The following is a 23,094-nucleotide window of genomic DNA, read 5'->3' on the forward strand; positions in this document are numbered from 1 at the left end:
GTCAATTAAAATGTTTAGTTTGTTTTCTGCGTTTTAGTTATGCATTATTGAAATGACGAACAGAGTCCCATTCTTAATAGCCATTTTAACACTCATTGGCGGTGTGTTCATCTCTGTCCTATTCGGAGCAAATGAGGAATTATTTAAAAATAAGATCATTGAGGGGCTAAAGAAGAACGAAAAAATAAATCTTATTCAGGATCCTGCAGAAAAGGCAGAAATGTTAAAATCAGAAGAAGAAAAAAACTGGCGTTATTATCAAAGGTTTCACTTTCACTCCACGGGAATAGGAGCTATGGTCATGGGAGTACTGCTATTTGTCTCCTTCCTGTCAGCACCCGAGAAGTTAAAAATAACCACCTCATATTTAGTGGCAATTGGTGGATTTCTATACCCATATATCTGGCTTTTTGCTGCCATCTATGGCCCTGAACTTGGAAGGGGGGTGGCGAAAGAAAAGTTTGCCATTCTGGGATATATGGGTGGGGTGTTCCTAATCGGTTTATTTATGAGCCTGTATATGGCTTCTAAATACCCTCTTAAAACGATTAAACCAGTTTAATCTCTCCGAATTCAGGTTGCCATTGGTCATTTTGGTAACCCTTAGATAATATCACTGCCTAGGCTATTCTAAGATTATTGATTTGTGAACTTATTCAGAATCGATGTGGATTTTTGAAGATGATAAAACCATTTGGTTTATCTCCCCCAGTTCTTCTTCCGTAAGATACCTCCACTTTCCTATCGGGATATCAAGCCTGATATTCATTATTCTAACACGTTTCAGCTTGATAACCTTGTAGTCCAGGTACTCACACATCCTGCGAATCTGCCGATTTAAACCCTGGGTGAGCACTATATTAAACCTGGATCGGTCGAGTTGTTCCACCTCACATTTTCTGGTAACGGTGTCAAGGATAGGGACCCCACTCCGCATTTTCTTTAAGAATTCCTGAATTATGGGCTTATTTACTGTGACTACATATTCCTTTTCGTGATTATTTCTTGCACGCAAAATCTTATTCACAATATCGCCGTCGCTGGTGAGCAGTATTAATCCCTCACTGGGTTTGTCGAGGCGGCCAATAGGAAAAATACGTTTAGGGTATTTTATATAATCAATTATATTATCTTTCTCTATTTTGGTATCTGTAGTGCATACAATGCCTACGGGCTTATTGAATGCGATATAAACCGGTTTTACATCTGGAGCAAATACCTGTTTGCCGTCTACTTTAACAACATCGCCACTCACAATTTTAGTTCCCATTACAGGAGGTACTCCATTAATGGTAACGCGCTTTTCAAGAATCAGTTTATCAGCAGCCCTTCTGGAGCAATATCCAATCTCGCTCAAATATTTATTTATCCTGGTGTACTTCTCTGCTTCCATCTTCGGGGCAAATAGTTTAAAAATTAATTCAGTAACAAAGGTAGGAGGATTAGTAAAGAGTAAAGAACAAGGAGCAAAGAATAACGTCTGTCGTCACCATTTATAAATGCTAAATAAGAAATCCCAATAGAGCTGGGTAATTATCATAATCGCAATTTCTTATAAAAATTATCTTCTGAGCTAGGCGATATGCTCCTTATTCCAAACGCTTTGGTCTTTGCGCAAGCATATATGGTCTCAATCAATATTAATTATCTTTGCATAGCCAAAAACTATAATATGACCATTGTCCAATTAGAGTACATAGTAGCAGTAGATACCTACAGAAGTTTTGGAATTGCTGCCGAAAAATGTTTCATAACTCAACCGACAATGAGTATGCAGGTTCAGAAGTTGGAAGAAGATCTTGGGGTAATTCTTTTTGACCGAAGTAAACAGCCGGTAGTTCCCACCGAAATAGGAGTAGAAATTTTGGAACAGGCGAGGGTAGCTCTAAAGGAAGGTTATAAGATTAAGGAGCTGATAAGCAATAAAAAGGGGGCTGTAGAAGGAGAATTAAAAATCGGCATAATCCCAACGCTCGCTCCTTATCTTATGCCGGGGGTAATCTCAGCTTTCATGGACAAATATCCAAAGCTGCAATTGATTATCTGGGAATACACCACAGAACAGATCATCCAGGAACTTAAAAACGGACTGCTGGATTGCGGCATCTTATCTACTCCGGTTAAAGATAAAAGTTTGCATGAGAATCCATTATTCTATGAATGTTTTGTGGCTTACTTGTCAAAATCCAGCCCTCTCATAGCGAAAAAGAATCTTAGTACTCAGGATATTGACCTTGACGATCTTTGGTTACTTAATGAAGGCCATTGCATGCGGAATCAAATTCTGAATATGTGTAACAGGGATAGATCTGATCAACTGAAACCTTTCGAATATAATACAGACAGTGTTGAAACCTTGAAAAGAATGGTGGATATGAACAGGGGGATCACATTGCTTCCTGAGCTTTCAATGGCAGGCTTTTCAGTAAAGCAGCTTGATCGTGTACGCTATTTCCGCTCTCCCGGACCGTCCAGGGAAATAAGTATCGTTACTCACCGAAATTTTCTCAAGAAAAGATTAATCTCAATTTTGGAGCAGGAGATAATGCTAGCGGTACCTAAAAGGATGCAAAACAACAAAAAGAAACAAATTTTGGATATTTATTAACTACCCTCTTCCTCTGAACTTGGATAAAATCCAGATAATCAGAGCAATAATAATTACTACTATAATAATTCCGGTATAAGCTCCTGCCTTGAATATATCACCAGCTAATTCACAGCTTGAAAGCAAAGTGATAGTTAGTAGTGCAATAATTGAATACGATTTGTTCATGGTCATAAAATTAAAAAAGTGATGTACCTCATTAATACATCACTTTTTTAATAAAGTTTGCCCTACCTGATATTATTTTGCTTTCGCATACCGGTCAGCAACTGCATTCCAATCTATAACGTTCCAGAATGCAGCTATATAATCGGGGCGCTTGTTCTGGTAGTTTAAATAATAGGCGTGCTCCCAAACGTCCATTCCCAGAATGGGAGTACCTTTCACTTCGGCAACATCCATTAGAGGGTTATCCTGATTCGGAGTGGAGCTCACCTGAACCGTTCCGTCACTGGCTACGCTAAGCCAAGCCCATCCAGAACCGAACCGGGTAGTCCCAGCTTCTGCAAATTTTTTCTTGAACTCATCGAAAGATCCGAATGATTCGTCGATCGCTTTAGCCAAATCACCAGCTGGGATTCCACCTGCATTAGGACTCATAATCGACCAATATAAAGAGTGATTAAAATGTCCACCACCATTATTTCTAACAGCCATCGGATACTTCGAGATATTTTTCTGAAGGTCATCGATACTTTGATCTTCACCGTCTGTACCTGCCAGAGCTTTGTTTAAATTATCTACATAAGCCTGATGGTGTTTGCCATGATGGATTTCCATGGTGGCTTTATCAATATGTGGTTCTAAAGCGTCTGTCGCAAACGATAACGCAGGTAGTTCAAATGCCATATGATTTTAATTTAAGTTTAATATTATTAATATACAAATATAAGCCTGTAATGTTAGAAATTATTCAATTTGATGTCACGATTTATTGCGCTTTGCAATAAAAAAATCTTTCATCAGCTGCGCGGCATCGTTGGCCATTACACCACTAACAACTTGTGTTCGGGGATGAACTATTCGCTCAGATATTAATGAAAATCCACGTTTGGAATCAGGCGCAGCAAAAACTATATTACTTATCTGTGTCCAATAAGAGGCCCCGGCACACATTATACAGGGTTCTACGGTTACATACAATGTGCAGCCCTTTAAATACTTTCCACCGATGTAATTCGCGGCTGCGGTAAACGCCTGCATTTCCGCGTGTGCTGTTACATCATTAAGCTGTTCAGTAAGATTATGGCCGCGACCTATTATCCGACCATTATGGACTATTACAGCCCCGATAGGCACCTCATCGAGCTCCAGTGCTTTTTGAGCTTCTTTCAAAGCTTCCCGCATGAAAAACTCGTCTGGTGCTATCATAGGCTCATCTGTAAAACTGATGTATTTCATACATCAAAACTAGGCTAGTTTTTTTTAGGAAGCAAGCCCAACATACAATCATCAACCACCCTTTGAAGTCCTATACATTTTAATGTTCAGTATAAGTACGTGAAAAACTGCTCAAATTTTATATTAGCAAAACAATTGCTCAAATTTATGATAATTATCAGCATGACAGAGCTAACTGAGATAGTCTGACTTGTCATCGATTTAACATTTAATATGAAAAAACGGATACTAGTTATAGATGATGATGAAGATATTCTTTCGATCCTAGACATACTTTTCGGCGATGAGGGATATGAGGTAATCTTATTAAATACTGGAACAACGGCTGAGAAGGTGCATCTAATTCATCCTGATGTAATTCTACTGGATGTACGTATCATTGGTTTTAATAAATCGGGTGACCAAATCTGCAAGGAAATCAAGTCACTTAACAGTACTAAAAACATTCCGGTTTTATTATTGTCTGCAGAATTTAATGTCTCCGAACTGGCCCAGAATTGCGGCGCTGATGGATATATGCGGAAGCCTTTCAATGTCAATGAACTTATTAGTCAGGTGAACCTGATTTTAAATTAAGTAATCATCTTGTCAATGAATGATGAAGGTAATGAGCAGTCGTCTAAACGGATAAATTTAGGTTCAGGGAAGCTTAAAACTTTCTTTGTAGACCACCTCAACAGAATTTACTCAGCTAAACTTCACTTGATAGAGAGGCTGCCTCTGCTTTGCCACGAAGCTCATTTTTCTGATCTCCAAAATGCAATTGCTGAGACAGTACAAAATGTGGAAAAGCAAATAGTACGTATGGAAATGATTTACGCACTATTGGATGAAATTGTTGCACCTGCAAATGTTTTAGGACTTACCAGTTTGGTAGACGATGCTTTTGAAGCAATACAGCAACAAGATGGCGACGCAGAGCTTCGGGATCTATCCATTCTATTTTATTTACAAAATATTGAAAGTGTAGAAATGGCTTCCTTTCAAATTCTTCAAATGGCAGCAATCAAACTAAAGAATCCTCAGGTTGTGCAATTATTAAAGGAGAATTATGAGGAAGCAAAAGCTGACAGAACCTTGTTTCTGCTCATATCAACCAAATATATTACCAATTAGCGTTTGCCTTTAGATCAATGCTGATCCATTTGGTACAGTCCGCTCAACTGACGCAAGCACAATTTCGCCCTGCTTATCCGCAAATCCCGTAAGCAAAAACTGCGATCTAAAATTTGCAATCTGCTTTTCAGGGAAATTTACAACTCCAATGATCTGGCGGCCGATCAATTCTTGTTTGGAATAATGTTTTGTTATCTGTGCACTGCTCCATTTGATTCCCAATTCTCCGAAATCAACTTTCAACTTGTACGCGGGCCTTCGGGCCTCGGGGAAATCAAGCACAACAAGTATAGTACCGACGCGGAGTGCCACCTTTTCGAAATCAGCCCATTGAATATCTTCCATCGAATAAAGTTAATAAGTAAATAGGAACTGTTTGGTAAATTGCAGCCATGTATACGATCAGGTTAAAAAAAGGTAAGGAAAAAGCTGTCAGACAATTACATCCCTGGGTATTTTCTGGGGCAATAGACCAGGTGAAAGGCGCTCCGGAGAATGGTGATATTGTTATGGTAACGGACAATAATAATGATTTCCTCGCTTATGGTTTTTTTAACGATAAATCCCGTGTTGCCGTACGTCTTCTTGAATGGAACTTTGAAACAGAGATCAACGAAGACTGGTGGCGGAAGAAAATTACTAAGGCGGTAAAAAACCGTGCGACCCTTTACAATGCAGATACAAATACCTATCGTCTGATATTCAGCGAAGCAGATTTTATACCAGGCCTCATCGTGGATCGGTATGCTGATTTTCTTTCCGTTCAAATCCTCACAAGCGGTATTGAACGAATAAAAACTATTATTATTGATGAACTTCAAAAGTTGTTAAATCCGAAAGGGATTTTCGACAGAAGTGATGCTTCAGCACGTGCGCATGAAGGAATGGATGCATCGTCCGGCGTTATACTTTCTGGGATAGAACCACCGCAATTTGTCTGCGTAAAGGAGAATGGTATCTTTTATCATGTGAACATTGCCGATGGTCAAAAGTCAGGGTTCTATTGCGACCAAAGAGACAATCGCAGAGTTGTCGCTGATCATTCCGGAGGAAAAAAGATATTAGATTGTTTTTCTTACTCAGGGGGTTTTAGCCTGAATGCATTTCGCGCAGGAGCAATTGAAGTTGTAAGTGTGGACAGCTCTGCTCTCGCCTTAGATACATTAAAAAGAAATATCGAGATCAACAGTTTCAACAATATTCCTCACAGGTTGATTCAATCGGATGTAAACAAACAATTACGGGTGTTCAGGGAAAATAATGAGAAGTTTGATCTCATCATACTTGATCCGCCCAAATATGCGCCATCGCGTTCTGCATTAACAAAGGCCTCCAGAGCATATAAGGATCTAAACAGGCTGGCGATGCTGTTGTTGAATGAAGGGGGCCTACTGGCTACGTTTTCCTGTTCAGGTGCAGTTGATATCAGCATGTTTAAACAAATTCTTGCATGGGCTGCTCTCGATGCAGGAAAAGAAGTACAATTTATTGAACAATATGCACAGCCTTCTGATCATCCGGTAAGATCATCCTTCCCAGAGGGGGAATATTTAAAAGGGCTGTTGTGCAGGGTAACCTGAGGTGGAACCAAGAGCCAAAAGACTAGAACCAAGACTTTCTGTAAAAGAATTGAGCAGTAAACAAAGAGTAAGGAATAAGGAATAAGGCGTTTCCCTCCTTTGTTCCTTGCTATTTACTCTTATTCCGGTACGTTCTTAAGTTTAACCGGTTTCCCTTTTTCTTTCTTCATCTTAAGATTCAGCATTTCCACCAATACGGAGAAGGCCATTGCAAAGTAAATATAACCTTTAGGAATATGCTGATTGAATCCTTCAGCGAGTAGTGAAACTCCAATAAGGAGCAAAAACGACAGAGCCAGCATTTTAACAGTAGGGTGTTTGTTAACAAAATCGCTGATTCCTCCGGCAGATAACATCATCACTACAACGGCGATAATTACCGCAGCAACCATAACCCCTATATGATCTGCCATACCGACGGCTGTAATAACCGAATCTAATGAAAAGACAATATCAAGCAGAAGGATCTGAAAGATTACCCCGTTGAAAGTGACCACTGCTTTAGTTTGTACGTCCTGCTCATCGCCCTCTAGCTTTTCATGTATTTCGCGGGTACTTTTATAAATGAGGAACAAACCTCCGATTATTAGTATTAGATCTCGACCGGAAATAGCCAGCTTTTCATACCATTCGCCAGTAGTCAGTCCTACCCAATCGGCCATGTTGAATAAAGGCGAAGTTAAGCGCATGATCCAGGTAAGTGAAAGCAACAGCAACACCCTTGTGATCATGGCCAGGGCAAGGCCTACACGCCGGGCCTTCTTCTGTTTGTTTGCAGGAAGCTTGGACGCCATGATCGAAATAAATATTATATTATCTATTCCGAGCACTATTTCAAGCACTGTTAAAGTTACAAGAGAGATCCATATCTCAGGATTAGAAAGCCATTCCATAGTTCAGAGTTTGTGCAAAAGTAAATATTTGTGCTAACTATAAACAAAAAAACCTCCCGGAAGTTCCGGAAGGTTTAATTTTAATTCGAACCATCAGAATTTATAAGAATTTAACTCCACCGTAGTTTGATTTTATGGTTATTTTAGAGTCGGAACCTCTCCCCATGCTTCCTTTATAATTTTTTGTTGGACTCCACGACTTCGATTTATCCGCATCAGTCAATTGAGTAACTAAATTCATTTTCTGATTATCATAGTTAAACCCCGCGTAGCTTACAGTAACATCAAAATCAATATCTGCATTTTCGTCTATTCCGAGGGTAACTCCGGAATAAGACGAATTGATATTAAGATTTTTAACGTTCTTATCTACCTCATCAATTTTAAAACCTCCGGCATACGACAACTCAAAATTTCCTCCGTTGGATAGTTTGGTGATTTTTGCCCCACTGTATTTTATGGTTGCATTAACTTTATCTGCGTTCGCAAGTTTAAGACTACCATAGCTTACGGCTAAATTACCGTTTGCATAATCCGACATAGTGGCCGAGCCGTAGCTCACTTTGACCTGGTTAGCCGGATTGTCCAATTTGCCTGAAGTTAGTGAACCATAGGAACTGCTGATATTTACCGGACCAGCAAAATCAGGCACAACAGTGCTTCCATAACGATTTGTAATGTCAAGGGCATTCTTGGCAGGCATATAGATCTCATAATTCACTTGCACTCCCCGACGCTCTTCTTTGCCATTCTTTACACGTGACCAAATATTCATAGACGTTTTTTCAAAAGTCGTCTTAAAACTTATCACATTGTTCAATCGAGTATCTGTAATATTTACAGTTTCCAGCAACTTAGCAGCATCACCGTCGCTTGCTTCAAAAGCTTTCACTTCGACATCTACTTTAATTTCATTCTTTGCCCAGGTATGAATAACTACACGTCCGAACTGATTGTTTATAGCAAATTTGTCATTTCTGTCAACAGAATAAGTTTTGCTGATCATTCGTGTCTTTTCGGCGGTTCCAATATATCCAGCTTCTGGCTCAGGATGATCCCCATTTGTTCTGTTAGTGATGATTATTTCAATATCGCCAACTTCGCGTTCTATATTCTGTACCTCACGGCCAACTTCTTCGGCCACTGTCCCTATTGCAGCTCCTACCTTTTCAAAATCGATTTTCATGATCTCAAAGGCCACTGTTCTAAACAGACTTGATATTTCATTAGATATGTTCCGGGTATCAATCCTTATTGTAGTGTTCCTTTCGGCTTTTGCGTCGGTCTGCCCATAGGCCACGCTTCCAAAAAGAAAGCAGACAACGAGGAGCGACACTTCTTTAGATCCGTTGTGTTTCATTATTTTGTTCCTTTTTAACATTATTAATCTGTTGAATAATACTGAGCTGTTGATTAAGCAGTTCCGTCTGTATCTGTAGATTCCTGATCATCGCCTTCACTGTTTCTTCCTGATTCGGGCTACCCGGCAAATCACTTTTTAACTTCTGATAACTTGCATCCATCTTCCGGATCTCCGAAGAAAATTCACTGTATAATTGCGGCTCTTCCTTTTCAATCTGTTTTAGCTCGATACGTTTAGTTTCGATTAATGAGGCATAGTGAATCTGCTGCCTGGCTAGCTGCGGATCGATATTGCTCAGATCGGCATATTCTGTTTTCTGGTAGTGATAGCCCCAAAATCCAACCCCTAAAACAATGATTATTGTGGCCGCAACTTTTAGCAAAAAGCTCAAACGCACTACTTTTTCTTTCTTAACAACAGCAGGTGAAGAATTTATACCTTTCTCATCAAGCTGTTTCGCTATCTTATCCCATAACGGCGCTGGCGTATCAAACTGGTCGAATTCTTTTTTATTCTCCCTTATAAAATTTTCCAATCTGTCTTTCATCACTTATCCTTAAAAATTAGTTGTAACTTATTCCCTGGGTCTTCAATATTTCCACAAGTTTCCTTCTTGCCCTCATAAACTGTGTCCTCGACGTATTCTCGCTGATCCGCAGAATGTGCGAAATCTCTTCATGATCATAACCTTCTAGCAGGTACAGTGTCAGTACTACGCGGTAACCATCCGGAAGCTGCTGGATAGCCGCTCTTACCTGCCGCACCTGCAATTCCAATTCTTCATTATCAGGCATTTCTGTATCAGGAATGGCTTCAGCGTCTGTGTCATCAATGGAAATCAGATCCATCTTCCGCTTACGCAGCTGACTGATCGATTTGTTGATCACTATTTGTTTCATCCACAAGCCGAATGTTGTTTCCTGCCTGAAATCACCAATTCGTCCGAATGCGTCTATAAATGCTTCCTGCAAAACATCTGCCGCTTCAACCTCATTGTTTACAATGCGCATAGCAATGTTGTACATGGCTCTGGAATAGAGTTTGTACAGATCATTATGTGCCTTTCTACTACCATTTCTGCACTCGACAACAAGGTCAAAATGCTGATCTACGTAAACAGCTTCCAAATTTTTACGCTTTTCTTATTTAATAGACGCGGGTATTTTACCGGCGTTGCATGAGGGGTTACTAAATACTATATAATATACTGATTTTTTGTTAATTGGTGATTTTGACATATATAGGTTCTCTTTTAAAGTCAAATTGTGTATGTAGAAGTACAACTTCGGATGGTAGTTTACTATGCCACAAGGTCACTAGTTTCATTTGCTGATTTTCGAATTTACCCTAATTTACTAATTACCATTTGGGGGTTGCGCCGTGGGGCGGCGCCGCGCTCTTCGTTGCAATATTTTTTGCTTCGCAAAAAATGATTTCCACTCCGATCGCTAACCCGGACTAAACACTGTCTCAGCAATTCCGAGTTCTGAATATTAGTCATTATTCCTGGTCTATATATCCTTACAGCGACTTTATACCGACCTTTTAGCGTCCTTATAGGGACCTTATAGCGATATAAAAAAGGTATAACAAGGGTGTACTTACGCTCTGGTCATATTGGAGGCTGACGATCAGGCAGTCTAACTTCTTGCTAAAAAACTATCGATCTTTTCAATGGCATTATCCAATCTCTCTTTATTCGAGCCCGAAATTACATAGTAAGTAGCATCCAGCGCTTTCAACTCGTTGTGCCACACTTCCATGAAATGCTCCCGCATGTGCGGAAAATCGCGAAGCGGGTCTTCCTGCCAGGGAAGATTAATATCCATAAGCAGATAAAGATCGTAGGGGTGTTTGGGTAATTCATCTATTACTTCTCTGGGGGATTCGCCGAACATGTGGTCGCTCCATATCTTAACGGTAATAAATGTTGTATCGCAGATGAGGATCTTATTGGCTTGCGGGAGTATTTGTGTTTCAAGTTCCAACTGGCCGCGGAACATATTTATCTCATCCTGCCTGGTGCAGGGTGCCGTTAATGCAGCGCAATATTCCCGGGCATACTCCGGAACCCAAACACTTTGGAAATAATCAGCAAGCTGGGCCGAAATTGTGGACTTACCCGTTGATTCTGGTCCGACGATGGCTATCTTTTTTATAGAGGTTTCCGTCTTCATGATCCAGTTTGTCAAGCTTTGGCCATGCGATATTCTTTCCGCCACTCGAGGTAACCCAAGGCGGCTATGAAGATGTACAAGGTATACATTCCAGCAGTTAAATGGAGATCTTTTACAATGTACACTCCTACATAAATCACATCCACAAAAATCCAGATCAACCAGTTTTCCATGACCTTACGTGCGAGAAATATTTGGGCTACAATACTGCAGGCAGTACAGAAGCTATCAATAAACGGAAACGACGCATCAGTACCCTTGTAGAGGAAAAATCCAAGACCGGCGGTAAAGGCTATTATTCCAATAATTGAAAAGACCATCTCCCTGGTGGTGATCGAAGTAACCGGCGTTTTTTCGTCTTTCTCTCTCCGGCTCCAGAAATACCAGCCGTAAAAATTCATAATCAGAAAATAACCCTGCAGACCCATATCAGCATACAGCTTTGCATCCCAAAAGATGAAAATGTAAATGATCACGCTAACAATTGCGAATGGCCAGCTCCATATCTTGTTCTTAGCTGCAAGATACACGCATAGAATTCCGGTTATTACACCGGAAGTTTCAAGAAGGTTCTGGCTTTTGAACCAATCAGAGATAGTGTCCGTAATAGATAAAAGGATCATTGATCAAAGATAGGATTTTGTGCTTTGAATCCACCCCCTAACGCCGTTCCAGACCTAATCCTATGAACCCTAATTCTACCTATTCGTATTCGGCGCCACGCTAAATCCTAAGCTTGCTTTCAAACTCACATCCGCTGTGAGCGAATTTCTCAAAATATATTCCATTCTAACCCTTACAGTGGCTCCCCTGATGTAATCATCAAGCAACTTTGAATTGTCGATGTCGAGCATAATACTGCTTCCAACCGAAGTTCCAATATCGTCTCTCGAGGCCACCATCACCTCTGATGAGCTGTCTCCTCTGGAAATATACATCCGAATGGTCTTGAATGCGCCCATATTCTGGCCGGATGGACTGGTCGCATCAATCCTTGCTGAAGCTATTCGAACATCTTTTATTGCGTCGGTATTCGAACCTTGGCCGGTAAATATCTGATCAAAACTGCTGGCTTGGCTGGTCGAAGAAAGTGTAGTGTTAATCCTGCTAGAACCCGGTACCAACAATGTTGCTGTGTACGGAAATGACGAACGTACAATTGATTGTACAGTTGCGCATCCTGTCATAATACTGGCTATGACAGTAAGGGATAATAATATTTTTTTCATCTGAATATAGTTTGATTATCATCCTGCACGTGCGAGATGAACCCGAAGTAATTTTCATGCAAAATACGTTCCAATACTCTAAAAATTATACTGAACTTCCACACACAGCCTAAATCTTTATATGACCCTTTCACTGTCAGGTGAATAATCCAATCTTTGCCGTCGATTTATTCCCAATTCCTCTGATAAATATATAAAAATATATAGCTTTGCATCCCGACGAAACAGCCGGGATTTTTTTTCCACAGGATAGTAATCTCGTTTTGCAGAGTCGCTAAAAAGCACCAAAAACTACTATGCCATTAGACACTTCAATCCATTCAGTCCTAATTATCGGTTCAGGTCCAATAATCATTGGCCAGGCATGCGAATTTGATTATGCAGGTTCGCAAGCAGCGCTTTCATTAAAAGATGAAGGCATTAAGGTTTTTATTATCAACTCTAACCCTGCCACCATTATGACGGATAAGGTTATTGCTGATCATGTGTATCTTTTGCCTCTAAACTGCGAAAGTATTGAACAGATTCTGATCGAGCAAAAAATTGATGCCGTTCTTCCGACCATGGGAGGCCAAACTGCGTTAAATCTGTGTATTGAAGCAGAAGAAAGAGGACTCTGGGAAAAGTATGATGTACGTATCATTGGTGTAGATACGGCCGCTATCGAAAAAACAGAAAATCGCGAAGAATTCAGGAAGCTGATGGTAGAGATTGGGATTGGGGTGGCTAAGTCTAAGATTGCCAACTCTTTTCTCGAAGGAAAAGAGGCTGCACAGGAAATTGGCTATCCCTTGGTTATCAGACCATCGTACACCCTTGGAGGTTCGGGAGGCGGAATTGTCCACAAGAAAGAAGATTTTGACCAGGCATTAAGCCGCGGACTGCAGGCATCGCCAACACACGAAGTTCTCGTTGAAAAGGCCGTAATTGGTTGGAAAGAGTTCGAGCTTGAATTACTACGTGATGGAAACGACAACGTAATCATTATCTGTTCGATAGAGAACTTTGACCCCATGGGAATCCACACTGGCGATTCCATCACGGTAGCTCCTGCGATGACCCTCAGCGACAGATGTTACCAGGATATGAGAAACCAGGCAATAAAGATGTTGCGTGCCATCGGAAATTTCGCAGGCGGTTGTAACGTACAGTTCTCAGTTGACCCTGCCACAGAAGATATAATCGCAATTGAGATAAATCCTAGAGTTTCACGTTCTTCGGCCCTTGCATCAAAGGCAACAGGCTACCCAATCGCTAAAATCGCTGCAAAACTAGCTATTGGCTACAACCTCGATGAGCTGGAAAATCAGATTACCAAAACCACTTCTGCTTATTTTGAACCAACCCTTGATTATGTAATTGTAAAGGTTCCTAGATGGAATTTTGACAAGTTTAAGGGAGCTAATACACAATTGGGCCTGCAGATGAAATCAGTAGGTGAGGTGATGGCAATCGGTCGCACTTTTATTGAGGCATTGCAAAAAGCCTGTCAGAGTTTGGAAACCAACCGACTCGGCCTAGGCGCTGATGGCCGCCAAAGCAGGAATCTGGAGGAGATCATGTATAGCCTTGAACATCCGAGCTGGGACAGGGTTTTCCACATAAAAGATGCAATGAGCCTTGGGGTTCCTTTGGAGTCAATCCGGAAAATCACCCATATCGATAAATGGTTCCTGGTACAGATTATGGAGCTGGTTAATCTGGAAGCCGAACTAAAACGTTATTCCCTTGGCAATATTCCAACGGACTTCTTCATTAATCTGAAGCAAAAAGGTTATGCTGATGCACAGATAGCATGGCTGTTGGGAAATGTCACCGAAGAAGAAGTTTACAATCGACGTAAAGAATTAAACATAAAGCGTGTCTATAAAATGGTGGACACCTGTGCAGCCGAGTTTCCTGCAAAAACCCCATATTATTATTCAACGTTTGAGGACGAAAACGAATCTATTGTAAGTGACAAAAAGAAAATAATTGTTCTGGGTTCCGGACCAAATCGTATTGGTCAGGGAATAGAATTTGATTATTCATGTGTTCATGGCTTACTTGCTGCCAAAGAATCTGGTTATGAAGCGATTATGATCAACTGTAATCCTGAAACTGTATCCACCGACTTCAATATGGCTGATAAGCTATATTTTGAACCGGTGTTCTGGGAGCACGTGAGAGAGATCATAGAACTTGAAAAACCTGAAGGGGTAATTGTCCAGCTCGGCGGGCAAACCGCTCTAAAGATGGCTCAAAAGCTTCATGAAAATGGCATAAAAATCATCGGAACTTCATATGACAATATGGATATAGCAGAAGATCGCGGACGCTTCTCTGATCTTCTGAAGGATATGAATATCCCTTACCCGCTCTACGGTGTCGCACAAAGTGCGGAAGAAGCACTTGAGGTTGCTCATAAAGTAGGGTATCCGGTATTAGTGCGCCCAAGTTACGTGCTTGGCGGACAAGGAATGAGCATTGTAATCAATGATGAAGATCTAGAGAAGGCAGTAGTTAAATTATTAAAAAACCTGCCTGGAAACCGTGTCCTGATTGACCATTTCCTGGATCGGGCCGAAGAAACTGAATCAGATTCAATAAGTGATGGAGAAGACGTTCATATTATTGGCTTAATGGAACATATTGAACCCGCTGGGATACACTCAGGAGATTCATTTGCGGTATTGCCTCCTTTCAGTTTACCGGAGAGTGTCATCAACGACATGACTGAATACACCAAGAGAATTGCCAGAGCCTTAAATGTTCGCGGCCTGCTGAATATTCAGTTTGCTATTAAAGATAATAAAGTCTATGTTATCGAAGCAAACCCCCGCGCTTCACGGACAGTTCCTTTTATAGCAAAAGCATATGATGTTCCCTATATTAACATTGCTGCTAAGATCATGTTGGGGGTCAAGAAACTAAAAGACTTTACTATTGAACGGAAATTGAAAGGGTTTGCTATTAAAGAGCCTGTATTTTCCTTTGATAAATTCCCGGAAGTGGAGAAGCAATTAGGACCAGAAATGAAATCAACCGGCGAATCCATTAGGTTTATCAAAGATTTGGAAGATCCTTATTTCAGGCATTTGTACAAGGAGAAATCGATGTACTTATCTAAGTAAGAAAAAAAAGCCAAGACCAAAGAAATATTTTCGTTTTGTGTCTTGATCTTGGCTCGTTAATCTTTATTCTTATGCCTGTTTTTCTGCGAGTAGCGTACTTTAATATCCGATCTGCTACTCCATGCATTTCCAAAAGCTGAACATTTAATCTGATTAATTTATTGTTAGATTTGATTTAGAAGCTAATTTATACATGCCCAAACAAAGTGCGAAGATCCATGATAGCGACCAGCAATTGTGGTCGAACTTCAAAGCGGGCGACCAGGATGCTTACACCACCATTATCCAGCGTTATTTTACACCCATGTTTATATATGCGATACGGTTAAGCAAGGATCAGGATTTTGTGAAGGATTGTATTCAGGATGTTTTTTATAATTTATGGAAACGCAGAGAAAATATAAGCCATGCATAATCTGTAAAATCATACCTATTTACCGCGATAAGATTCCGTATTTATCGTGAACAAAAAAATGTAATAATTTTGATGAACTTAATGATGATTATGTCTTGGATGCCGAGATCAGTATCGTTGGTTCCATTTGGTTCGTACCGGACAAGCCGCAACGATTATGACAGGCCATGCTGCGTCGGAGAAAGCATTGAAAAGTTAGAATTTACCAAACTCATTTGCGGCTATAAGTCTAGTATTTCCTTATCCTTTCAGAGAGACCCAGATAACGAAATAATTAACCCGTTACTTTTAAAGACGACTTCTTTCAAAGAGGAGCCGTCTTTTACTTGGTATCATAAAACAGCCGTCATCACCTAAATAAAACAATTATATTCCCATGAAAATAGTAATCAAAATAGTCTTTTTACTTTTCTTTGGGGGTAACGTTTTTGCTCAAATCTCAGAGAAAACTTTCCAAAACCCTCCCTCAGAATATGGTATTCGTTGTTGGTGGTGGTGGCTGAATGGAAATGTCACTAAAGAAGCCATTACGAGAGATTTGGAGGAAATGAAAGCAAAGGGATTTAGTGGAGCATGTATTTTTGATGCGGGTGGACAGAATCAGCGAGGTAACGGAAATGTTCCAGAAGGGCCACTTTGGGGATCGCCAGCTTGGCGAGAGCTTTATATGCATGCCATCAACGAGGCAGACCGCTTGGGTTTGGTTATGTCGCTAAGTATTCAAAGTGGCTGGAATTTGGGCGGACCGGATATTACGCCTGCCGAAGCTGCCAAACAAGTTGTTTTTTCAGAAATAAAAATTCAAGGTGGGCGTAAAATCCGACAAAATTTGCCGAATCCCAAAGGGCATGACGGTTTTTATAAAGACATTGTATTGCTGGCAATTCCGACCAAAAACTTTCCCAATCGTCAGCCTATCCGCGATTTTCAAAATAAAGCAGCAACCAAAGAAGTTGGATGGTCAGTACCGGAAACGCGACCGCTATTAACAGATATTCCCGCTACTCAGAGCGAAGAAGATGCTACCTTAAATCAGGTTTTGAACCTGTCAGGTAAAGTCGAAAATGGTTTTTTAGAATGGGATGCTCCAGCGGGCGAGTGGACAGTTATTCGTTTTGGTTATTCGACAACAGGCGCAGAAGTTTCTACAGCAAGTGGAAAATGGCAAGGCAGAGTAATTGATTACACCAGCGAAATACATTTCAATCGTTACTGGGATACTCATGTTGAGCCTTTGTTGAAAATGATTGGGAATAAGGCAGGAAAAACGTTGCGGTTTCTGCAAACCGATAGTTTTGAGGCGGGTGGTATGAATTGGTCAGATAATTTTGAAGCTGAATTCGCGAAACGCAGAGGGTATGATCCAATCCCTTATTTACCCATTTTAGCAGGAAAAATCATTGAAAATCGGGAAACCAGTAATCGTTTTTTAACGGACTTAAGAAAAACATTAAGTGATTGTATTTCAGATAATCATTACCGGGTATTTGCCGAGAGGTCTAAAAAATATGGCATGGGTATACAACCCGAATCAGCGGGACCACACGCGGGGCCTTTTGATGGACTCAAAAATTATGGACATTCAGAAATCATGATGTCTGAATTTTGGTCGCCATCACCGCATCGCTCCAAAGATATTGACCGCTTTTTTGTGAAGCAAGCTGCAAGTGCCGCCAAGATTTTCGATAAAAAATTAGTTGGTGCTGAATCCTTTACAACCATTGGCCCGCATTGGAACGACGTGATTTGGGAAGATATGAAACCATCTGCCGACCATGAATTTTGCGCCGGTTTAAATCTCGTGTATTTACATACGTTTACAAGTTCGCCAAAGGAGATGGGCTTGCCCGGACAGGAGTATTTTGCAGGAACCCACTTCAATCCAAATGTAACTTGGTGGGATTATTCAACTGCATTTATTACGTATTTGACTCGAATCCAATATTTAATGCAAACAGGCACATCCCAAGCCGACGTGTTATATTATTACGGCGACCATGTTCCGAACATTGGACGATACAAAGATGATGACCCGGCCAAGGCTCTGCCTGACTATGATTATGACCTCATCAACGAGGATAAATTATTTGAATTATCAGTAAAAAATGGTAAAATATATCTTCCGCACGGCGTAAATTATGAAGTTTTAGCATTGCCGGATCACCAAGTTTTATCATTGAAAGCATTGCAGAAAGTAAAAGAATTAGTAGAAAACGGGGCAACGGTTATCGGCGAGAAACCATTAACAACAGCAAGTTTAGTAGGAGGTTTGGAAGCTGAAAAAGAAAGAGCAGAAATTGCATCCAAATTATGGGACGCTGGCAAGAATCGCATTCGCCCATTGTCGGCTACGGAAACTTTAAGAATTAAGGGAATCAAACCGGATTGCGAATTTATCAATAAACCCGAAGGAAAAACCTTTGATTACATTCACCGAACCGCTGAAAATATAGATTATTATTTCATCAGTAACCAAAATAAAACTCCTGTTCAATTAACCGCCGCTTTTAGGATCACTGGAAGACAACCAGAATTGTGGGATGCTGTTACGGGAGAAATTCGTCCGGCAAGCAGTTTTTATCAGGAAAACGGCAGAACATTTGTTGATTTATCTTTCAATCCGAATGGCTCCACTTTTGTGGTTTTCAGAAATGCAATTCCATTAAATAAAAGCGAAAAAATAGAAAATAATTCTTTTGTTTATAAGCCAATACAAGAAATAAATAACCCCTGGGAAGTAAATTTTGACCCAAAATGGGGAGGTCCAAAATCTGTAACATTTGATAAACTAGTAAGTTGGACAGATCGGCCGGAAGAAGGAATCAAATTCTATTCTGGCAAAGCAGTTTACAAAACTAAATTTGACTTAAACGCTCCTTTAACAGAAGCCAGAGTTCTCGATCTGGGCGTTGTAAAGGATGTAGGAATTGCCAAAGTGAAAGTTAATGGCAAAGATTTAGGTATTTTATGGTGTCCGCCATATCAAGTTTCAGTGAAAGGTTTATTGAAAGAAAAAGGAAACACTTTAGAAATAGAATTAGTAAATACATGGCGTAATCGCCTAATTGGCGACCGGGATAAATCTCAAAATGAGCGTTTTACGAAAACCAACATAACCGTAAAACCAGACTGGCAATTGTTGCCTTCGGGATTGCTGGGGCCGGTAAGGTTGCTCGAATTGAGTAAGTAAATGTTCATTTTCAAGGATGAATTCGGGGGATTATTGTCTTTTAGCTGATTGAACGAATAAAAATTTATAATTGCATCTTAAGGCAGCGACTTAATAGAAAGTACCATGCACTCAAAAGACACTTCGGTTCAATTAAACGGCAATCGGGCAAATAGTTCTAACTTAAAAATCGGTTTATTCGGTATCGGACTGGATACGTACTGGCCCCAGTTTGCGGGTTTGAAAGAACGGCTGGAAGGTTACTTAAATATAGTGGAGCAAAAACTTTCTAAAATTCATCCATCGGTGGTAAACGCAGGCTTGGTAGACACCGCTGATAAAGCCTTCCAGGCAGGCAGGATGTTTAAAACGGAGGATGTGGATCTAATCTTTTTATACGCTACTACTTATGCTCTGTCCTCCACCGTACTGCCGGTAGTGCAACGGGCGAAGGTGCCGGTAATTATTTTAAACCTGTCGCCCGAGGCGGCTATTGATTACGCCTCGTTTAATGCTATGACCGACCGCACTAAGATGACTGGCGAATGGCTTGCCTTTTGTTCCGCGTGCCCGGTGCCGGAAATAGCCAATGTGTTTAATAGAGTCGGCATTAAGTTCCATCAAATTACCGGCGTATTGCACGATGACCCAGAGTGCTGGAATGAAATAACCGAGTGGGTACAAGCAGCTGAAGTTGCAAATATAATGGCTTATAATCGTTTGGGCTGTATGGGTCATTACTACAGCGGCATGCTTGATATTTATACGGATCTCACCCAGCAGTATGCCCATTTTGGTGGACATATAGAGTTAATAGAAGTAGAGGAATTAGCAAGCCTGCGGAAAGAAGTAGGCACCCAGGAAGTGACGGATCGCATTAAATTATTTTATAAAACTTTTGATGTGCAGGAGGAGTGCTCTGTAGAAGAACTGAAAAAATCTGCCATTACGTCGGTAGCTTTAGAAAGATTGGTAGAGCAGTATAAGTTAGGTTCTATGGCATATTATTATAAAGGAACCGGAAACATGGAAAACGAAGAAGCGATTTCCTCCATCATTTTGGGAAATTCCTTACTTACTGCTAAAGGCGTACCGATTGCGGGTGAGTATGAAATAAAGAACGTGCAGGCGATGAAGATCATGGATTCCTTTGGAGCGGGTGGCTCCTTTACCGAATATTATGCGATGGATTTTAAAGATGATGTGGTATTAATGGGGCATGATGGACCCGGCCACATAGCTATTGCTCAAGGCAAAACAAAAGTTCGTCCATTGTACGTGTATCACGGTAAGGTCGGTAGCGGTCTTTCAGTAGAAATGTCTGTAAAGAATGGCCCGGTAACACTGCTTTCGGTTGTAGAAAAGATTGGTGGAAAGTTGATGCTTTTGGTAGCAGAAGGTGAATCAGTACAAGGATCAATTTTAGAAATTGGTAATACAAACAGCCGATATAAATTCCAGATTGGGGCTCGCAATTTTGTCAACAAATGGAATGCACAGGGACCGGCCCATCATTGCGCCGTTGGGGTAGGCCATATTCACTCGAAAATTGAAAAGCTGGGGCAGTTATTAAATATAGAAGTGATGCAAGTTTGCTGAGGATTAGTTTTATCAATAACACAAAATGCGATACCATTATTAAAATATCCTCACTTATCACCACAAACATGGTATCAACAGAAGAATCCTACCTCATGACTTTCTTCTTGGCTCTTGATTTTCTAATCCTTTAATTAACCACCGCCACCCCCTTTGCCTCAAATGAAATCCCGGGCTTCGGGCTTACTATTGCGGCGATTTCGGCTTCGCTTTTGCCTCCATCCTTTGCATAATGCTGAAGTTGCTTAACTGAAGTTGTATCTACATATGCATATCCATCAACGATAACTTCTTTACCTGACAAGTCTTTGGGAACAAAGAATTTGTAATCCTTGAATGTAATGCGCATTGCCTGACCATCCGCCATAATCATTGTCATCCAACATCCTTTTTCCTGGCAAACTTCCTCAACTTTTCCTCTGATTTTCATGTTCTGTTTTGATTCGCCCCTCATTGCAGTGGTAACTGCAGCAAGCTGGATTACATTATCGTCCAAAACAGAGTCGCCGTAAATAGCTTTTGCTTTAAAATTTTCGGGAGAGTGCAACTCGGTTGTAGCCGTTGAATTGCAAGCGGCAAAAATAGAAAGTACAATTACGGAAAGCAGAATTCTTTTCATTTTATTATTAGTTTTTACAAATCTCATAAAAATAATTGTGATTTAAGATAAAGTGTTGAAGATTAGTTGGATGTCGGAAGACTGAGGTCGGAAGTCAGATGTCGGAAGTCAGATGTCGGAGCTGGGCGGAAAAGATATGGGTTTGAGTGTTGGAAATCCATCCGACCTCCGACCTCATCCAAACAACGCCTGAAACACCTCTTCAACCTTCGCCACAGTGACTATTTCAATTTTATATTTTTTCCAGTTAAAGCCATCATGAACTTTTTTACCAGCTGGCAAATTGTATTTTGAAATAAATATTTTGTCGAAACCGAGTTTTTCTGCTTCCGCGATGCGTTGCTCTATACGGTTAACGGCTCGTATTTCACCGGACAGGCCAACTTCGGCAGCAAAACACACCTTTGAATCAACGGGCATGTCTTCATGAGATGAAATAATGGCGACCACAACAGCCAGGTCAATTGCAGGGTCTTCAACCCTGAGTCCGCCGGCGATGTTAAGAAATACGTCTTGTGTACTGAGTTTAAATCCGCATCTCTTTTCCAGAACGGCGAGGAGCATATTCATTCTTTTGGTATCAAAGCCTGTGGTAGAACGCTGGGGTGTACCGTAAGCCGAAATACTCACGAGTGCCTGGGTTTCGATGAGCATGGGTCTGAGGCCTTCCAAAATAACCGAGATAGTGATACCACTTAAAGGTTCGTCTCTTTGTGACAGTAGTATCTCTGAAGGGTTAGAGACCTCACGAAGTCCGCTGCCTAGCATCTCGTATATTCCCAGTTCAGAAGCGGAACCAAAGCGATTTTTCACAGCTCTTAAAATCCGATAAACATGATGTCTGTCACCTTCAAATTGCAACACCGTGTCGACCATATGTTCAAGTATTTTTGGTCCGGCGATCATTCCATCTTTAGTAATATGCCCAATTAAGAACACAGGCGTACCACTTTCTTTGGCAAATCGCAAAAGCTCAGCGGTACATTCTCTAACCTGCGACACACTGCCAGGCGTAGATTCAATATGGGAGGAATGCAGTGTTTGAATTGAATCCACCACAACAATGTCAGGTTCGAGTATCTCGATTTGTTTAAATATATTTTGAGTCGATGTTTCTGTAAGAATATAAATGTCGGGTACTCCGGCGTACTTTGTTCCATTTTTTGTGGGAACATTTATAAGTCTTTCCGCACGCATTTTAATTTGCTGTTCGCTTTCTTCTCCGGAGATATATAATACTTTTAGTCCCGGAAGGTTGATAGCAACCTGAAGCATTAAAGTAGATTTGCCGATACCCGGTTCACCTCCAATGAGTACAATTGATCCGCTAACAATTCCGCCGCCCAGAACCCTGTTAAGCTCATTGTCAGGAGTGATTATGCGATTTTCTTCCGCATAAATAATTTCATGCAGGGCGGAAGGCTTATTTGAACGTTGTGTGCTTGTAGATCCACTTTTCCAATCAGGGACTGAAACGTGTCCTTTATCTATTATTTCCTCAACGAAAGTATTCCATTGATTGCATGAGGGACATTTACCCAGCCATTTGGCAGATTCATTGCCACAACTCTGGCAAAAATAGGCGGTACGGGTTTTAGCCATGTATTAAATTAGGAAATTAGTGACTGTGAAAATTAGTAAATGTGAAGACGTGTTTCAACACCTGCCCATTTACTAATTTGCTAATTTTCTCATCACTAGTGTCCGGTTAAAATTGATATCTCAATATAATATGCTTTTATGCTTCTCATCGAATGTTTTTTCCCGATTTTTTAAAAGCAAGCCCCCCCCAATAAAAAAACAGGTAGGCTT

The 23,094-nt window shown here is 40.7% G+C and carries 23 protein-coding genes; 9 read left to right on the forward strand and 14 right to left on the reverse strand.

Features of this window, described 5'->3' with window-relative positions; all coding sequences use genetic code 11:
* The first annotated feature begins 52 nt into the window (after positions 1-52).
* Entirely contained in the window at positions 53-562 is a 510-nt protein-coding gene (locus ACLL8Z_RS02785; RefSeq protein ID WP_411273229.1) for a hypothetical protein, read from the forward strand.
* Between the two features lie 90 nt (positions 563-652).
* On the opposite strand, the gene ACLL8Z_RS02790 is transcribed toward ACLL8Z_RS02785, so the two are convergent.
* Positions 653-1,393: a pseudouridine synthase gene (locus tag ACLL8Z_RS02790; protein WP_411273230.1), complete on the reverse strand. Its 741-nt coding sequence runs from the start codon at positions 1,391-1,393 to the stop codon at positions 653-655.
* A 279-nt stretch (positions 1,394-1,672) separates the two neighbouring features.
* Here ACLL8Z_RS02790 and ACLL8Z_RS02795 point away from each other — a divergent pair, with 279 nt between their 5' ends.
* The gene (locus tag ACLL8Z_RS02795) at positions 1,673-2,608 is read left to right on the forward strand and encodes a LysR substrate-binding domain-containing protein (RefSeq protein ID WP_411273231.1); all 936 of its coding nucleotides are present in this window, start codon (positions 1,673-1,675) and stop codon (positions 2,606-2,608) included.
* Here the strand turns inward: ACLL8Z_RS02795 and ACLL8Z_RS02800 are convergent, their stop codons facing one another.
* The 3 genes from ACLL8Z_RS02800 to ACLL8Z_RS02810 all read right to left on the reverse strand — a co-directional run bounded on the left by ACLL8Z_RS02800 (position 2,609) and on the right by ACLL8Z_RS02810 (position 4,009).
* Positions 2,609-2,776: a hypothetical protein gene (locus ACLL8Z_RS02800; protein WP_411273232.1), complete on the reverse strand. Its 168-nt coding sequence runs from the start codon at positions 2,774-2,776 to the stop codon at positions 2,609-2,611.
* 72 nt (positions 2,777-2,848) lie between these two features.
* Positions 2,849-3,457: a superoxide dismutase gene (locus ACLL8Z_RS02805; protein ID WP_411273233.1), complete on the reverse strand. Its 609-nt coding sequence runs from the start codon at positions 3,455-3,457 to the stop codon at positions 2,849-2,851.
* 75 nt (positions 3,458-3,532) lie between these two features.
* Complete coding sequence (locus tag ACLL8Z_RS02810) at positions 3,533-4,009, reverse strand: nucleoside deaminase (protein ID WP_411273234.1); 477 nt, start codon at positions 4,007-4,009, stop codon at positions 3,533-3,535.
* Positions 4,010-4,222: 213 nt separating this feature from the next.
* Here ACLL8Z_RS02810 and ACLL8Z_RS02815 point away from each other — a divergent pair, with 213 nt between their 5' ends.
* Positions 4,223-4,585: a response regulator transcription factor gene (locus ACLL8Z_RS02815; protein WP_411273235.1), complete on the forward strand. Its 363-nt coding sequence runs from the start codon at positions 4,223-4,225 to the stop codon at positions 4,583-4,585.
* Positions 4,586-4,600: 15 nt separating this feature from the next.
* The gene (locus ACLL8Z_RS02820; protein ID WP_411273236.1) at positions 4,601-5,125 is read left to right on the forward strand and encodes a DUF892 family protein; all 525 of its coding nucleotides are present in this window, start codon (positions 4,601-4,603) and stop codon (positions 5,123-5,125) included.
* A 9-nt stretch (positions 5,126-5,134) separates the two neighbouring features.
* Here the strand turns inward: ACLL8Z_RS02820 and ACLL8Z_RS02825 are convergent, their stop codons facing one another.
* Positions 5,135-5,470, reverse strand: coding sequence for a tRNA-binding protein (locus ACLL8Z_RS02825; protein ID WP_411273237.1), 336 nt, complete (start codon positions 5,468-5,470; stop codon positions 5,135-5,137).
* Between the two features lie 47 nt (positions 5,471-5,517).
* Between ACLL8Z_RS02825 and ACLL8Z_RS02830 the strand changes: the two genes are divergently transcribed.
* On the forward strand, positions 5,518-6,705 hold the full coding sequence (locus ACLL8Z_RS02830) for a class I SAM-dependent rRNA methyltransferase (RefSeq protein ID WP_411273238.1): 1,188 nt from the start codon (positions 5,518-5,520) through the stop codon (positions 6,703-6,705).
* Positions 6,706-6,824: 119 nt separating this feature from the next.
* Here the strand turns inward: ACLL8Z_RS02830 and ACLL8Z_RS02835 are convergent, their stop codons facing one another.
* The 7 genes from ACLL8Z_RS02835 to ACLL8Z_RS02865 form a co-directional block, all read right to left on the reverse strand.
* Positions 6,825-7,598, reverse strand: coding sequence for a TerC family protein (locus ACLL8Z_RS02835; RefSeq protein ID WP_411273239.1), 774 nt, complete (start codon positions 7,596-7,598; stop codon positions 6,825-6,827).
* Positions 7,599-7,698: 100 nt separating this feature from the next.
* The gene (locus ACLL8Z_RS02840; RefSeq protein ID WP_411273240.1) at positions 7,699-8,958 is read right to left on the reverse strand and encodes a hypothetical protein; all 1,260 of its coding nucleotides are present in this window, start codon (positions 8,956-8,958) and stop codon (positions 7,699-7,701) included.
* Complete coding sequence (locus ACLL8Z_RS02845) at positions 8,939-9,508, reverse strand: hypothetical protein (protein ID WP_411273241.1); 570 nt, start codon at positions 9,506-9,508, stop codon at positions 8,939-8,941. The genes ACLL8Z_RS02840 and ACLL8Z_RS02845 overlap by 20 nt, the downstream gene beginning before the upstream one ends.
* A gap of 16 nt (positions 9,509-9,524) precedes the next feature.
* Positions 9,525-10,088: an RNA polymerase sigma factor gene (locus ACLL8Z_RS02850; protein WP_411273242.1), complete on the reverse strand. Its 564-nt coding sequence runs from the start codon at positions 10,086-10,088 to the stop codon at positions 9,525-9,527.
* 513 nt (positions 10,089-10,601) lie between these two features.
* Positions 10,602-11,138, reverse strand: a complete 537-nt coding sequence (locus ACLL8Z_RS02855) for an AAA family ATPase (RefSeq protein ID WP_411273243.1) — start codon at positions 11,136-11,138, stop codon at positions 10,602-10,604.
* A gap of 11 nt (positions 11,139-11,149) precedes the next feature.
* A complete protein-coding gene (gene pnuC, locus ACLL8Z_RS02860; protein WP_411273244.1) occupies positions 11,150-11,761 on the reverse strand; it encodes a nicotinamide riboside transporter PnuC in 612 nt (203 codons plus the stop codon).
* A 75-nt stretch (positions 11,762-11,836) separates the two neighbouring features.
* Complete coding sequence (locus ACLL8Z_RS02865) at positions 11,837-12,367, reverse strand: hypothetical protein (RefSeq protein ID WP_411273245.1); 531 nt, start codon at positions 12,365-12,367, stop codon at positions 11,837-11,839.
* Between the two features lie 296 nt (positions 12,368-12,663).
* Here ACLL8Z_RS02865 and carB point away from each other — a divergent pair, with 296 nt between their 5' ends.
* The 4 genes from carB to ACLL8Z_RS02885 all read left to right on the forward strand — a co-directional run bounded on the left by carB (position 12,664) and on the right by ACLL8Z_RS02885 (position 20,663).
* Complete coding sequence (carB, locus tag ACLL8Z_RS02870; RefSeq protein ID WP_411273246.1) at positions 12,664-15,480, forward strand: carbamoyl-phosphate synthase large subunit; 2,817 nt, start codon at positions 12,664-12,666, stop codon at positions 15,478-15,480.
* A 193-nt stretch (positions 15,481-15,673) separates the two neighbouring features.
* The gene (locus ACLL8Z_RS02875) at positions 15,674-15,895 is read left to right on the forward strand and encodes an RNA polymerase sigma factor (protein ID WP_411273247.1); all 222 of its coding nucleotides are present in this window, start codon (positions 15,674-15,676) and stop codon (positions 15,893-15,895) included.
* A gap of 376 nt (positions 15,896-16,271) precedes the next feature.
* Complete coding sequence (locus tag ACLL8Z_RS02880) at positions 16,272-19,085, forward strand: glycosyl hydrolase (protein ID WP_411273248.1); 2,814 nt, start codon at positions 16,272-16,274, stop codon at positions 19,083-19,085.
* 105 nt (positions 19,086-19,190) lie between these two features.
* Positions 19,191-20,663 (forward strand): arabinose isomerase, encoded by a 1,473-nt coding sequence (locus tag ACLL8Z_RS02885; RefSeq protein ID WP_411273249.1) that lies wholly within the window; start codon positions 19,191-19,193, stop codon positions 20,661-20,663.
* A 130-nt stretch (positions 20,664-20,793) separates the two neighbouring features.
* On the opposite strand, the gene ACLL8Z_RS02890 is transcribed toward ACLL8Z_RS02885, so the two are convergent.
* Together ACLL8Z_RS02890 and radA are read right to left on the reverse strand one after the other, a co-directional pair.
* Complete coding sequence (locus ACLL8Z_RS02890) at positions 20,794-21,282, reverse strand: DUF4920 domain-containing protein (protein WP_411273250.1); 489 nt, start codon at positions 21,280-21,282, stop codon at positions 20,794-20,796.
* Positions 21,283-21,456: 174 nt separating this feature from the next.
* Positions 21,457-22,884 carry a DNA repair protein RadA gene (radA, locus tag ACLL8Z_RS02895; RefSeq protein ID WP_411273251.1) on the reverse strand — a complete coding sequence of 476 codons (1,428 nt, stop codon included), beginning with the start codon at positions 22,882-22,884 and terminating at the stop codon, positions 21,457-21,459.
* Positions 22,885-23,094: the final 210 nt, after the last annotated feature.

The sequence above is a fragment of the Daejeonella sp. genome (genome assembly GCF_046590655.1).
Lineage (GTDB): Bacteria > Bacteroidota > Bacteroidia > Sphingobacteriales > Sphingobacteriaceae > Daejeonella.

Bases quoted from the DNA above. Each gene is read 5' to 3' on its own strand.
- ACLL8Z_RS02785 (WP_411273229.1), top strand. From the start codon at position 53: ATGACGAACAGAGTCCCATTCTTAATAGCCATTTTAACACTCATTGGC.
- ACLL8Z_RS02790 (WP_411273230.1), bottom strand. From the start codon at position 1,393: ATGGAAGCAGAGAAGTACACCAGGATAAATAAATATTTGAGCGAGATT.
- ACLL8Z_RS02795 (WP_411273231.1), top strand. From the start codon at position 1,673: ATGACCATTGTCCAATTAGAGTACATAGTAGCAGTAGATACCTACAGA.
- ACLL8Z_RS02800 (WP_411273232.1), bottom strand. From the start codon at position 2,776: ATGAACAAATCGTATTCAATTATTGCACTACTAACTATCACTTTGCTT.
- ACLL8Z_RS02805 (WP_411273233.1), bottom strand. From the start codon at position 3,457: ATGGCATTTGAACTACCTGCGTTATCGTTTGCGACAGACGCTTTAGAA.
- ACLL8Z_RS02810 (WP_411273234.1), bottom strand. From the start codon at position 4,009: ATGAAATACATCAGTTTTACAGATGAGCCTATGATAGCACCAGACGAG.
- ACLL8Z_RS02815 (WP_411273235.1), top strand. From the start codon at position 4,223: ATGAAAAAACGGATACTAGTTATAGATGATGATGAAGATATTCTTTCG.
- ACLL8Z_RS02820 (WP_411273236.1), top strand. From the start codon at position 4,601: ATGAATGATGAAGGTAATGAGCAGTCGTCTAAACGGATAAATTTAGGT.
- ACLL8Z_RS02825 (WP_411273237.1), bottom strand. From the start codon at position 5,470: ATGGAAGATATTCAATGGGCTGATTTCGAAAAGGTGGCACTCCGCGTC.
- ACLL8Z_RS02830 (WP_411273238.1), top strand. From the start codon at position 5,518: ATGTATACGATCAGGTTAAAAAAAGGTAAGGAAAAAGCTGTCAGACAA.
- ACLL8Z_RS02835 (WP_411273239.1), bottom strand. From the start codon at position 7,598: ATGGAATGGCTTTCTAATCCTGAGATATGGATCTCTCTTGTAACTTTA.
- ACLL8Z_RS02840 (WP_411273240.1), bottom strand. From the start codon at position 8,958: ATGAAACACAACGGATCTAAAGAAGTGTCGCTCCTCGTTGTCTGCTTT.
- ACLL8Z_RS02845 (WP_411273241.1), bottom strand. From the start codon at position 9,508: ATGAAAGACAGATTGGAAAATTTTATAAGGGAGAATAAAAAAGAATTC.
- ACLL8Z_RS02855 (WP_411273243.1), bottom strand. From the start codon at position 11,138: ATGAAGACGGAAACCTCTATAAAAAAGATAGCCATCGTCGGACCAGAA.
- pnuC (WP_411273244.1), bottom strand. From the start codon at position 11,761: ATGATCCTTTTATCTATTACGGACACTATCTCTGATTGGTTCAAAAGC.
- ACLL8Z_RS02865 (WP_411273245.1), bottom strand. From the start codon at position 12,367: ATGAAAAAAATATTATTATCCCTTACTGTCATAGCCAGTATTATGACA.
- carB (WP_411273246.1), top strand. From the start codon at position 12,664: ATGCCATTAGACACTTCAATCCATTCAGTCCTAATTATCGGTTCAGGT.
- ACLL8Z_RS02875 (WP_411273247.1), top strand. From the start codon at position 15,674: ATGCCCAAACAAAGTGCGAAGATCCATGATAGCGACCAGCAATTGTGG.
- ACLL8Z_RS02880 (WP_411273248.1), top strand. From the start codon at position 16,272: ATGAAAATAGTAATCAAAATAGTCTTTTTACTTTTCTTTGGGGGTAAC.
- ACLL8Z_RS02885 (WP_411273249.1), top strand. From the start codon at position 19,191: ATGCACTCAAAAGACACTTCGGTTCAATTAAACGGCAATCGGGCAAAT.
- ACLL8Z_RS02890 (WP_411273250.1), bottom strand. From the start codon at position 21,282: ATGAAAAGAATTCTGCTTTCCGTAATTGTACTTTCTATTTTTGCCGCT.
- radA (WP_411273251.1), bottom strand. From the start codon at position 22,884: ATGGCTAAAACCCGTACCGCCTATTTTTGCCAGAGTTGTGGCAATGAA.